Raw genomic sequence first — 12,249 nt, forward strand, 5'->3', positions numbered from 1 at the left:
GCAGGGGGTTTTCCCGCGCCCGCGGTCGCGGTAGAAACCGCTCCATGAACGCACCTGTCAAACCTTCGAAGCTCATCAAGGGCGCCACCGGCGACTGGGAAATGGTCATCGGTCTGGAAATCCACGCCCAGGTCAATTCCCACGCCAAGCTGTTCTCCGGCTCGTCCACGGAGTTCGGTGGTTCGCCGAACAGCCATGTCTCGCTGGTCGATGCGGCCATGCCGGGCATGCTGCCGGTCATCAACGAGGAATGCGTGAAGCAGGCGGTCCGTACCGGGCTCGGTCTGAAGGCACAGATCAACCGGCGCTCGACCTTCGACCGCAAGAATTACTTCTATCCGGACCTGCCGCAGGGCTACCAGATCAGCCAGTACAAGTCGCCGATCGTGGGTGAGGGGGAGGTCACGGTTGAACTGTCCGATGGCGAGACCATCACCGTCGGCATCGAGCGCCTGCATCTCGAACAGGATGCCGGCAAGCTGGTGCATGACCAGAGCCCGACGCAGACTTTCGTCGATCTCAACCGGTCCGGCGTGGCGCTGATGGAGATCGTCTCCAAGCCCGATATGCGCTCGGCCGAGCAGGCCCAGGCCTATGTGTCGAAGCTGCGCACCATCCTGCGCTATCTCGGCACCTGCGATGGCGACATGGAGAAGGGCAACCTGCGCGCCGATTGCAACGTCTCGGTCCGCAAGCCGGGCGATCCCTATGGAACCCGCTGCGAGATCAAGAACGTCAACTCGATCCGCTTCATCGGCCAGGCCATCGATTATGAAGCCCGGCGCCAGATCGGAATCCTCGAGGATGGCGGGGTGATCGATCAGGAGACGCGGCTCTACGATCCCAACAAGGGCGAGACCCGGTCGATGCGCTCCAAGGAAGAGGCGCATGACTACCGCTATTTCCCGGATCCCGACCTGTTGCCGCTGGAATTCAGCGAGGAGTACGTTTCTGAGCTGAAGGCCGGGCTGCCGGAACTGCCGGACGAGAAGAAGGCGCGGTTCATCAGCGCGTTCGGCCTGTCGGCCTATGACGCCGCCGTGCTGGTGGTCGAGCGCGAGAGTGCCGAGTTCTTCGAGACGACGCTTGCGGGACTTGCCGACAAAGCACGCGACGGCAAGCTCGCCGCCAACTGGGTGATCAATGAACTGTTCGGGCGCCTCAACAAGGAAGGCCAGGACATCTCTTCATCACCGGTGTCGGCGGCGCAGATGGCCGCCATTGTCGATCTGATCGGGGAGGGGCTGATCTCCGGCAAGATCGCCAAGGACCTGTTCGAGATCGTCTGGACGGAAGGCGGTGATCCGCGCGCGCTCGTCGAAGAGCGCGGCATGAAGCAGGTGACGGACACCGGCGCCATCGAGAAGGTGGTCGACGACATCATCGCAGCCAATCCCGACAAGGTCGCGCAGGCGCAGGCCAAGCCGGCTCTGATGGGTTGGTTCGTCGGGCAGGTGATGAAGTCCTCGGGCGGCAAGGCTAATCCGCAGGTCGTCAACGACCTCCTCAAGAGCAAGCTCGGTATCTGACGATCGCCTTGCGATGACCGCGGCGCCGCCTCGAGCGGCGCCGTTTTCGTTTTGGCGGACCTCGCTGGCGCGTCGTAATCTACGCGATGAACGGTCGCGCGCGCGGAATCAGATCGCGAATCGGCGGGCCGTCAGCCGACAAAAAGTGCGGTTGTAGCCAGCACTGATAAGTCGCGATCGCGTTTTCTTGAAAAATATTTTCATTGCCAAAAATCCCGACTCAGAGTCCGCGGCACCTGCTTTCAGTACCCGACTCACGCTTGGAGACGGCAGAAGTTTGTGTAGTTGTTTGATAGTACGAATTGCGGGCGCACGGAAAAAATAAGCACTTTCTGCAATCTTGACATTTGTGGACGCCGCGTTTCCGGGCGTTTCTCGCGCCGCTCCGTATGCCGGATTTCAAGTTGTGACTGAGCCCGTGGGGGAAGTGGCGCGTTGCGCTCATCAACACTTCCTTAAGCGAGAGACTGTTCTTTTGAAATCGTTGGTGTATTCGGGATGAAGTGCATTTCGATTCCCGAGTGCACGCAGCGATCAAGTCATCTCTTTATTGGAGGGCAACATGGCCAAGAAAGCTACGAAGAAGGCAGTCAAGAAGACCGTCAAGAAGGCAGCGAAGAGCGCTGTGAAGAAGACCGCGAAGAAGACCAAGAAGGTCGCCAAGAAGAAGTAACTTCTTCTGCCACGATCGACGCCGGTGGCAACGCCGGCGACGTCACGAGAGCCACGACGACGATTTGCTTCTCGAAGCGGATATTGATCGCAGCTCTGGTCGACGAAAGAGGGTGTCGGCGAGACATCAGGTCAAACGGCTGGACCGTCACTCCGGGCAGGGCTTGCTCTTCCCGCGAACCGGTCCGGCAAAGAAGCCGGTCATTCCGTGATTGGCGTTCTTTATTCGGTGCGGATCATTGGTCCGCAGTTTCATCGGTGGCTCCGGCCACATGAGATATGATCCTGACGTGTTGCCGACGCCCTCGTTTTTGCCGGTGCGGTTCATCCCCGGCGCTTTGAATTTCCTGATCCCGAATAGCTTTTGATCTGCTCGCTGTGACGCATCTCGCATTGGCGTCGTCGCATGCGCGGAGCAGGCTCTTTTAATATCCCTGGTCGCCAACGCTACCGAGATGGTTACGGCATCCCCAAACAGCAGGGTAAACCGAATTCCGCGAAAATGCAGAAAACCCGCATAAATGCTGGTTTTTTGGCCGCGTACGGGCCGATTCAGGCTTCGGCTCTTCAGATTTCGTTCATCGCGATACTTAAACTGCTCTTCAAATTTGATCGGTCATATTGATCCCAACAAGCCGGCAAACGGCGGTTGGGATTGCATCAAATAACGGACAGGAGCCGCGCTCGGTTGGGGGCGGCAAAACTAAAAAAAGGAATGACCGATGTTTCAGGGGCAGATCGATTTTGAAGCTGCGATGCCGATCGCAGAGACCGCCATCCAGGACGTGCTGTTCGAGCGCGGTCTGTATTGGGCGTCGGGCCGTTCGGGGATCGTTGACCTCGTCGCCGCGCACAAGTGGTTCAACCTCGCGGCCCTCAAGGGCCGGGTCGATGCCATCCCGATGCGCCGCGAAGTCGCCGAGATGATGTCGGATGTCGAGATCGCCGCCGCGCAGCGCGATGCCCGCGCCTGGTTGTCGACGGTTCACTAATCCGACTGCGTGTTTTCGCGGTGGTTCGGCAGGCGCGATGCCCGCCGGGGCAGGGTGATGAGCCGCTACTTCTTGACGATGGTGAAGATGCCGTCGGTCTCCGGCTCCGCCACATAGCGGTTGTCCGGCGTCGAGAACCGGATGCGCAGTTTGCGGGTCGCGTCGGCAAAGCCGATCGTCCACCCCTCATAGAGCCGCCACGCTGCGATCTCGTCCATGACGGGGAAAGTCCTGGCGCAGTCCTTGGCCACGTCGATCTGTGAACCGCCGATGGTGCTTTCGCTCTTCAAAACGACGCGGCAGCGTTTCCTGCCCTTGGCGTCCTGGAGCTCCCAGGCTCCGTAAATATCCTTGAGCATCGCCGGATCGACAAGATCCATCAGCTTGAGGGTTTGCCCAGATGCGGCAGATGAGATCGCCATTGCGACGGCCATCACGGCAGCCCATTTCATATCGCGCACTCCCTCGCATACGTTCAAATGTACCGTAGCCACGTCACGGCCTTGTTACGAGCGTCGCGGTTGTAACTGGCATGTGCGCCCCAATGTCTGTCTCGTCGCTTGCACAGCGAGGCCGGGAGGCCGCGCAACAAAAAGGATAATGCCATGTCGACGAAGAAACTCACGCTCCCATCCATCATCCGCGCCAGCGGCCTTGCGACGCTGGTGGGTATTGCCATCGGCGCGGCCCAGCCTGCAGTTGCTGCATCGGCGCCCGCATATCCGCAATGGATCAGCGCGTCCGCTGCTGTCACATCCACCGATATCAGTGCGGCACGCAAGAACCGGCAGGTGAGGCGCACATCTCCGCGTGATGCCTATGGCAGCTATGTTGGCGGGGGCAGCTATGTTGGGGCGCCCGGCGGGGTATCGCAGTCCTATCCCGGCTACGGCTATGGCGTCGGAGACAATTCGCGGAATCAGACCTGGTAGGTCCGTCATCCAGGACGTGACGACTCGGCCGCGACCATAAGCGTCGTCCGGGGAGGGTGTGCATGGCTGTCGTGGAAGGTGATGGCGGAGAGGGCATCGGGAATCCTTCTTTAAGGATTGCCGGGCATCATTCGCTTAAGCGGAGAGTTTGAGTACCGCTAGCAGGTAGAGACCCGCCGGAGCGACCCGGCGGGTTTTTCTTTGTTACTTGCGCCGATCTATGGCGTCGTAACCCGCGTAACAAGGTAGTGAGTTATTTTGCAGGGTAATACACGAATGCGTCCACCACGCGCTTTAGTCCAAAGGAAGCCGAAAACTGAATTGTCAGTTTTGATCCTTCGATCTCAACAATCTCGCCTATTCCGAATTTAGCGTGCTCGACGATCTCACCAACCATATACGGTGAAATGTAGTTGTCGTTGATATACGGACTCGAACTGGGGAGCGACCGGCCACGCGCTTGGGGGCGAGATGGACTCTCCAACCCCGCTAGCCGATCTTCGATTGCTCGCAGTTGATCGATGACCACCTTTTGTTCGGGCGTGGCTGCATGCTCCAATCGCAACCGTCCGCGAGCGTTTGTCACCGGATTCTCGACTTGATAATTTGGGGACAGAACGACGTCCACTGCATGCTGCAGCTTCTCTCGCGCAGCAACTAAGTCACGCGGGTGAGTTCTAGAGAACGCAATCGAGCGATAAAGGCTCACGTCGAATGGAATTCTCTGCCCCACCTCGTGCATGTGAATAATTGGCTTCTGCACCATGTGTCTGATGCGATTTCATAAAAGACGTTCGGATTGAGCCTGTGAGATCGGCGACAACGATCTCTGCCGATAGAAGTCGTTCGATTACCTGAGCGTCGATAAGGCCTGGGTGTGCAATCTTGTCGGCGCGATCAACGATGAAATCACTTCGAGCGTCAAAGGCGGGCTCCACGATGCCTTTGAAGAAACCAATCAGCGTGAATTCGTTCCTGGCTGTCATCGTCTCCGATCTGGGAGACCACGAAGCAGCGCTTCTTTACCGTCATGTTGGATTCTCACTTCAATACCTTGGAGCGCAGCTTCGCTGATACGCCGCGAGCTTCACAAAGTAGCTGATGACGACGGGGTGTGCGTTGAAGTGGGCGCAGGAAGGAATCGTCAGAAAAAATGTAGATGTAGCAATGCTTTAGAGGGGAGATGGCGGAGCCGGAGGGATTCGAACCCTCGATACCCTTGAGAGGTATGCCGCTTTAGCAAAGCGGTGCCTTCAGCCACTCGGCCACAGCTCCATCATTGCTGCATATGCCCGACACCGTCGCGAGCCGCAAGCGCCAGATCGCAGTCTGCAGCGTATGTTCGCAAAAATCGGACGCATCCGATGTGGATGTGACTTTATAATCTCCAGGTGCCGAGCCGCTTGTGGTGCATCTGCCGCGGAGAAAATGGGCCCCGAGGCCGTTTATCGATTGCCATCCGCCGTTCCGCACTTGCCGGAATTTATCGCTCCGGCAGATACGAGACGATTCGGCTGATGGAGCAGGAAAGCCGGTCAGATACATCGAATGCGAGTGTGAATGTGTTTCTGCTCGTTACGGGACGGGTCGGTGCCCTGAAATGCGGCGCTAGAAATTCTTATGTTGAAACAATTGCTTGCCAAGAATGCGCATTCACGAGTCCGTGTGATTTAGGCAACACAGCCTAGGAAACGGCCGAATGGAGGCCGCTTTGAGGCGTTCCATTGTTGCGAAGCGAGAAACCTTAGGAGATGGTCTCGGTGCGACGGAGGGGGGCATCCCGAGGTCGTCCCGTAAGGTGGTTCGTCCTGAACCTCGTCGGCACGTTTTGTGCGACGGGTTTTGAGATTCGGAGCGTTTGCGGGTTGTCAGGGATTAAGGGGACTTGTCTTCAGGGTGGCCTCCACCCCGTTGCAGAACCTTCCCTAAAGCAACTTGGAGGTTTACATGAAGACGATTAAGGGCCTTATTCTCGGCTCGACGGCAGCTCTGCTCGCCGTTGGCGGAGCTCAGGCAGCCGATCTTCCCGTCAAGGCCAAAGCGGTCGAATACGTGAAGATCTGCTCCCTCTATGGCGCGGGTTTCTACTACATCCCGGGCACCGACACCTGCATCAAGATCGGCGGCGCGATCCGTTTGGACACCTCGTTCAACGCCGCAGCTTACGACACCCCGTTCTGGCAGGGTGGCGCTGGTGGCAATAATCTTTGGACCAAGGATTATTTCATCACCCGCGAGCGTATCAACCTGACCACCGATACCCGCACTGCCACCGAATACGGTGTCCTGCGTACCTACGCGAACATGCAGTTCGACTTCTCGCAGAACCGTGAATCGATCGCTGGCGGCTTCACCGAAGTCGACTACGCCTTCATCCAGTTCGCCGGCTTCACCTTCGGTAAGGCTGTCTCGCAGTTCGATCCGCAGTGGGCCCTCAACAAGCCTTACATCTCGTCGGGCTTCATGGCTGGTTCGAACAACACGACCGGTATCCCGCAGATCGCCTACACCGCTTCGTTCGGTAACGGCGTGTCGGCGACGATCTCGCTCGAAAACGCTTCGGCCTACCGCAACGCCGGCCTCTGGAATACCAACGGCTTCATCACCGGACCGGGCGCGAGCACGTTCACGGGTGCGTTCTACGGCACGTCGTCGAACACCTTCCTGGGCAACGCCTACGGGGGCAACCACATTCCTGACGTCGTCGGCAACATCCGCCTCGACCAGGCTTGGGGCACGCTGCACTTCGGCGCTGCGATGCACACTGCTACCCCGGGCTTCTACGGCGCGAACGAAGCTACCGGTCACGCTGACGACAAGTACGGTTTCGCAGTCAACGGTGCGGTTGAATTCAAGAACCTGCCCACCGGCGCTGGCGACACTCTGAAGCTCGAAGCAACCTACGCCAAGGGCGCAGCGAAGTACGCGATCGCTGGCGGCACCACCGACACCTCGGGCGGCGGTCGTTTCGCGAAGGTCGACGGCAACACCATCGGCTTCGGTTACGTTCTCGATGGCGTCTACACCACCGGTGGCCAGATCATCCAGAGCGAGGCCTGGTCGGTCGCTGGCTTCTACGAGCACTACTGGAACCCGGCATGGCGCACGTCGCTGTTCGGCAGCTACAGCAGCATCTCGTACGGTGACGGCAATGCTCTGATGCTCGCCGCATTCCAGGGCCTCACCACGGGTGGCCCGGGCACGAGCAGCTCGTCGGCTGCAGCATCTCGCGCTGGCACCTTCGCCGGCACGGGCAACTTCGACTTCGCTGTGGCCCAGATCGGTACCCGTACTGCCTGGACCCCCGTCAAGAACCTGACCCTGTCGGCTGAATTCACTTACAGCCGCCTCGAGCAGAACCTCAACGGCACCTACACCGTGACGAGCATGTCCGGCAAGCCGGCTGGTACGGTCCTGAACACGCGCGACCAGAACCTCTACAACGGTTCGGTTCAGATCCTGCGCTCGTTCTAATATCGACTGCCTCACGGCAATCGCTATCTGAAACAAAGACCCCCGGCAGGAAACTGCCGGGGGTTTTTGCTTGCGTGATCGATCGCTGTGCCGAGGCGTAGGATGGGTTTCGCTTCGACGCTTACGCGTCTGCGGTCTACCCATCCGACGTATTCGCACTGTCCTGGTTGATGCTATTCGACGCTGCTGCTGGCACCGCGATGCAGGTCGGCCTCGATCTGCAGCCGCGAGCCGCCGCCGAAGCGGGCGCGATAGACCTGCAGGTTCTCCATGATGCGCTGGACGTAGTTGCGCGTTTCCGAGAACGGAATCGACTCGACCCAGTCGACTGGATCGACCTTGGGGTCACGCGGATCGCCGTAGCGTTCGATCCATTTGCGGACGCTACCGCGTCCCGCGTTGTAACCGGCGAAGGTCATGATGTAGGACCCGCGATAGTCCTCGAGCAGGCCACCGAGTTCGGCGGCGCCCAGCGTAGCATTGTAGACCGAATCGCCCTTGAGGCGCGCGAGGTCATAGGTGCCGCCGTGTCGCTTGGTGACGTATTGCGCCGCGCTCGGCGTCACCTGCATCAGACCATAGGCCTGGGCCGGCGACACGACGGCCGGATTGAAGGCGCTTTCCTGCCGTGCGATCGCATAGACCACGGCAGATTCGACTTCGGGCCCGATCGGGCGGTAGCTCGGAATTCCTGTTGTCGGATAGGCATAGTGATCGAAGGGCAGGCCGCGATTAAGCGCCGCCTTGCCGACCAGCAACGTACCGCGGGCATCCTTGTTCTGTTGCGCGAGCTCGGCAAGGCCGAGCACAGCTTCCGGATCGCCGTTCTCGCCGACATCGCCGAAGATCGGAATGGCGACTTCGCGCTCGTCGATGGCGTAGAGCAGTTGCACCGCGCGGACGATTTCCAGTCGATCGAGCCCACGTGCGCGGGCGGTCAATGCACCGCTGATGTCGAGCTGCTGCAGGCCAAGCTTCGCGCGCGCGAGCTGGCCGTAATAGCTGGTGGATTGCTCTGCTGCGCGCGTATAGGCGGCACGCGCTTCCTGGCTGCGGCCTGCGGCTTCCGCAGCACGGCCCTGCCAGTAACCGGCGCGGGCGAGAGCTGTCGGATTGACGCTGCCGACGCCGATACGTGCGAAGTGCTGTGCGGCAGTTGCGGGATCTTTCAGGAAGCGCAGCGCGATCCAGCCGGCAGTGAATTCCTGCTCGGTCTTGTAGATGTCGCGGGCGGGCAGCGCAGCATCGCGTGCCACGAGGTAGGCCGAGCGGTGTTCGCCGACGTCGAGGAGTTTGCGTGCGAGCAGACGCCGCTCGATCCACCATTCATCGAGATTATGCAGACGGTGCGGCTCGCGCGGCGCTGCGATCATCAGCCGCGCAGCTTCGCCGAGTTTCTCTTCGCGGCGCAGCTGCTGAATACGGCTGAACATATAGCCGGGATCGCTGTGCAGTTCGGAGGGCACCGCAGCGAACAGCGCGTTGACGTTCGAAGCTTTCTTGGTGACGCCGATGCGTGCCTTTGCCAATGCCATCTCGGCGCTGCCGAGACGCTTTGCGGATCGCAGCGCCGCGTCAGAGTCGCTGCCATAGAGCAGCATGTCCATACGCGCCTTGTGATCGCCGGGCGTGATCAGCGGGCCGAACATGTCGATGGCCATGTTTTCGGTATCGCCCGAGATGGGATCGCTGCGCCATGCGTCGCGCACCAGGCGCTCGGCGCCGGCGCGGTCGCCACGCGCGAGCAGCGACTTGGCGAGCGCGAACTTGCCCTTGGCGGAAATCGGCTTCTCGCTCTCGAAATAAGACTGGACCGCGGAGTCGTCGCGCTTGTCGTCCCACAGCGCCGCTTCGATGCGGCGGCGCAGGAAGGTCTGCGACGGCCAGCTCGGATTGGCGGCGACGAAAGCGCGGTAGCGCTCGACAGAGGCGCCATTGTCATCGCTGCGCAGATAGATCCATTCGCCAAGCTTGCGCGCGACCGGATCGCCAATCGTTTGCACGACCTGCGCGGCTTCCGAACCCTTGCGCTTGCGGATCAGCTCGATGACGTTTTCGAGCGTTTCGGCATCCGCCTGTGGAGTGGATGTCGTCGCCGCGACGGCAGCGCGGGCGACCGGCTTCTTGGCAGCAGGAGGAATTGCAGCGTGCTGGCGGGTGGCCGGCTGGATCGCGGGGGCCGGGCTCGCGGCATCCGGTGCAAGCGGCTTTGCAGGCGCAGCCACGGCAGTAGGGGCCTGTGCGGCACTGCGCGCAATGGGGCGCGCTTTCGGCAATGGAACCTTGGTGGCCGCCCAGGCCTCGACGGCCAGCACCGATACCCCGACCGCCAGCGCCAGACCGGAGCCCAAGGCCGTCCGCCGCGCAGTTGTGGTGAGGAGCAGGTGCTTCACGGCATTCCCCCGCGGCGAATCAGACAATCGCACGCATTCCCATGATGTATTTGATTGAAACGGTGACCAAATCGTCAATTTCTGTAACCGCTTGCTCCTCTCTGCCCGGCCACGGCGGCGAAATCACGGCTGAACAGGCGGCAAACCGCGCTGAAACCCGCCGGAAACCGACCTGAAACTGCCTTGGGCGGTCTTTCGCAGCAGCCGCAGACTCGATAAGACTTGCTGTTCAATCAATCGGTTCAAGCAGACGGCTAAAGCCGCATCGTGTTCGGAGCAGACCATGGCAGCCACCAAGACGAATTTCCGGGGGTCTTACACAGCTCTGGTCACGCCGTTCAAAGATGGCGCGCTGGACGAGGCAGGCTTTCGCGCACTCGTCAGCTGGCAGATCGCGGAAGGTAGCAACGGCCTCGTTCCGGTCGGCACCACGGGCGAGAGCCCCACGCTGAGCCACGAAGAGCACTACAAGGTCGTCGAATGGTGCATCGACGAAGCCAAGGGCCGCGTGCCGGTGATCGCTGGCGCCGGGTCGAACTCCACCAAGGAAGCGGTGGCACTGGCAAAGCATGCCGAGAAGGCCGGCGCCGATGCGGTGCTGGTGGTGACGCCGTATTACAACAAGCCTACGCAAGAGGGCATGTATCAGCACTTCAAGGCGGTGAACGACGCGATCGGCATTCCGATCCTGATCTATAACATTCCGCCACGTTCGGTGGTGGACATGTCCGTCGAGACGATGACCCGGCTGTTCGAATTGAAGAACATCGCCGGGGTCAAGGATGCCACCGCCAATCTCGCGCGCGTGTCGCAGCAGCGCCATGCCATGGGGCCGGATTTCCTGCAGATGTCCGGCGAGGACATGACCGCGCTGGCCTATATGGCGGCCGGCGGTCATGGCTGCATTTCGGTGGTTGCGAACGTCGCTCCGAAGCTGTGCGCCGATCTGATGAACGCAGTGCTCAAGGGCGACTACGCCGGTGCGCTGAAGCTTCAGGATCGTCTGACGCCGTTGCATGATGCGATCTTCAAGGAGCCTGGCGTTGCCGGCGCCAAGCATGGGCTCGGGTTGCTGGGCCGCATCACGGAAGAGGTGCGTCTGCCGCTGGTGACGGTGACGCCGCCGACCGGCAAGGTGATCCGCGACGCCATGGTTTTTGCCGGCCTCATCAACTAGGCATCTGCGTCAACCGGATGTTGGGTGACTTTGGCTGCGCCATCTCTCCTTATTTGTAAGCGCGTACCCGTCGTTCGTTGAAAACAAAAGGAATTGCAGATGCTGAAGGAGTTTCGCGATTTCGCGATGAAGGGCAATGTCGTCGATCTCGCCGTCGGCGTGATCATCGGCGCAGCCTTCGGTGCGATTGTCTCGTCGATGGTGGCCGACGTCATCATGCCGATCATTGGTGCGATCACCGGCGGTCTCGATTTCTCGAATTACTTCACGGGTCTCTCGAAATCCGTTACGGCAACCAATCTGGCCGATGCCAAGAAGCAGGGCGCCGTGCTGGCCTGGGGCAGCTTCCTGACCCTGACGCTGAACTTCATCATTGTCGCCTTTGTCCTGTTCTTGGTCATCCGTTCCATGAACCAGCTGAAGCGCAACGATGCCGCCAAGCCGGCCGAACCGCCGAAGCCGACCCGCGAAGAAGAATTGCTGACCGAGATCCGCGACCTGCTCAAGAAGGCCTGAGCCCAAGGCTTGGGTCGGGCATTCGCGGCACCTATATTCGGTCAGCACGCTGAAAGTATTGAACGATGGCCGAAAAGAACGAACGCCCGATCAAGGTGATCGCCGAGAACCGCAAGGCGCGGTTCAACTATGCCGTCGAGGATACGGTCGAGGCGGGTATCGCCTTGACCGGCACCGAGGTGAAGTCGATCCGCAACGGCAAGAGCACGATTGCGGAATCCTATGCCGATCCCAAGGACGGCGAGATCTGGCTGATCAACTGCAACATCCCTGAATATCTGCAGGCTAACCGCTTCAACCACGAGCCGAAGCGGCCGCGCAAGCTGCTGCTACATCGCAAGCAGATCAACAAGCTGATGGGTGCGGTAGAACGTCAGGGCATGACCCTTGTGCCGTTGAAGATGTACTTCAACGAACGCGGCCGGGTTAAGCTGCAGCTGGCGCTGGCCAAGGGCAAGCAGCTCCACGACAAGCGTGCGAGCGAGAAGGACCGCGATTGGGGTCGCGAGAAGGGGCGTTTGCTCCGCGCGAGAGGCTGAGGCTGGGCGTCGCCCATCCCCGCAA

The 12,249-nt window shown here is 60.3% G+C and carries 10 protein-coding genes and 1 tRNA gene; 7 read left to right on the top strand and 4 right to left on the bottom strand.

What is annotated here, in order from left to right:
• Positions 1-44 precede the first annotated feature (44 nt).
• Both gatB and A4A58_RS12535 read left to right on the top strand, forming a co-directional pair.
• Positions 45-1,529: an Asp-tRNA(Asn)/Glu-tRNA(Gln) amidotransferase subunit GatB gene (gene gatB / locus A4A58_RS12525; protein ID WP_068732444.1), complete on the top strand. Its 1,485-nt coding sequence runs from the start codon at positions 45-47 to the stop codon at positions 1,527-1,529.
• 1,394 nt (positions 1,530-2,923) lie between these two features.
• Positions 2,924-3,193, top strand: coding sequence for a hypothetical protein (locus tag A4A58_RS12535; RefSeq protein ID WP_068732448.1), 270 nt, complete (start codon positions 2,924-2,926; stop codon positions 3,191-3,193).
• 65 nt (positions 3,194-3,258) lie between these two features.
• Here A4A58_RS12535 and A4A58_RS12540 read toward each other — a convergent pair whose 3' ends face one another.
• Complete coding sequence (locus A4A58_RS12540) at positions 3,259-3,645, bottom strand: AprI/Inh family metalloprotease inhibitor (RefSeq protein WP_068732450.1); 387 nt, start codon at positions 3,643-3,645, stop codon at positions 3,259-3,261.
• Between the two features lie 153 nt (positions 3,646-3,798).
• Between A4A58_RS12540 and A4A58_RS12545 the strand changes: the two genes are divergently transcribed.
• Positions 3,799-4,125: a hypothetical protein gene (locus tag A4A58_RS12545; protein WP_068732452.1), complete on the top strand. Its 327-nt coding sequence runs from the start codon at positions 3,799-3,801 to the stop codon at positions 4,123-4,125.
• Positions 4,126-4,378: 253 nt separating this feature from the next.
• Here A4A58_RS12545 and A4A58_RS12550 read toward each other — a convergent pair whose 3' ends face one another.
• Together A4A58_RS12550 and A4A58_RS12555 are read right to left on the bottom strand one after the other, a co-directional pair.
• A complete protein-coding gene (locus A4A58_RS12550; RefSeq protein ID WP_068732454.1) occupies positions 4,379-4,891 on the bottom strand; it encodes a hypothetical protein in 513 nt (170 codons plus the stop codon).
• Positions 4,892-5,309: 418 nt separating this feature from the next.
• A tRNA-Ser gene (locus tag A4A58_RS12555) sits at positions 5,310-5,400 on the bottom strand.
• Between the two features lie 672 nt (positions 5,401-6,072).
• Here A4A58_RS12555 and A4A58_RS12560 point away from each other — a divergent pair.
• Complete coding sequence (locus tag A4A58_RS12560; protein WP_068732456.1) at positions 6,073-7,599, top strand: porin; 1,527 nt, start codon at positions 6,073-6,075, stop codon at positions 7,597-7,599.
• Between the two features lie 173 nt (positions 7,600-7,772).
• Here the strand turns inward: A4A58_RS12560 and A4A58_RS12565 are convergent, their stop codons facing one another.
• Positions 7,773-9,992 (bottom strand): lytic transglycosylase domain-containing protein, encoded by a 2,220-nt coding sequence (locus A4A58_RS12565; protein ID WP_068732458.1) that lies wholly within the window; start codon positions 9,990-9,992, stop codon positions 7,773-7,775.
• Between the two features lie 283 nt (positions 9,993-10,275).
• Between A4A58_RS12565 and dapA the strand changes: the two genes are divergently transcribed.
• From dapA to smpB, 3 genes are all read left to right on the top strand, one after another.
• Positions 10,276-11,169: a 4-hydroxy-tetrahydrodipicolinate synthase gene (gene dapA / locus A4A58_RS12570; protein WP_068732461.1), complete on the top strand. Its 894-nt coding sequence runs from the start codon at positions 10,276-10,278 to the stop codon at positions 11,167-11,169.
• Between the two features lie 99 nt (positions 11,170-11,268).
• Positions 11,269-11,685, top strand: a complete 417-nt coding sequence (gene mscL, locus A4A58_RS12575) for a large conductance mechanosensitive channel protein MscL (RefSeq protein WP_068732463.1) — start codon at positions 11,269-11,271, stop codon at positions 11,683-11,685.
• 65 nt (positions 11,686-11,750) lie between these two features.
• Entirely contained in the window at positions 11,751-12,224 is a 474-nt protein-coding gene (gene smpB / locus A4A58_RS12580; protein ID WP_068732465.1) for an SsrA-binding protein SmpB, read from the top strand.
• Positions 12,225-12,249 lie beyond the last annotated feature (25 nt).

Origin of the sequence: Tardiphaga robiniae (assembly GCF_001618955.1) — a bacterium.
Taxonomy (GTDB): Bacteria; Pseudomonadota; Alphaproteobacteria; order Rhizobiales; family Xanthobacteraceae; genus Tardiphaga; species Tardiphaga robiniae_A.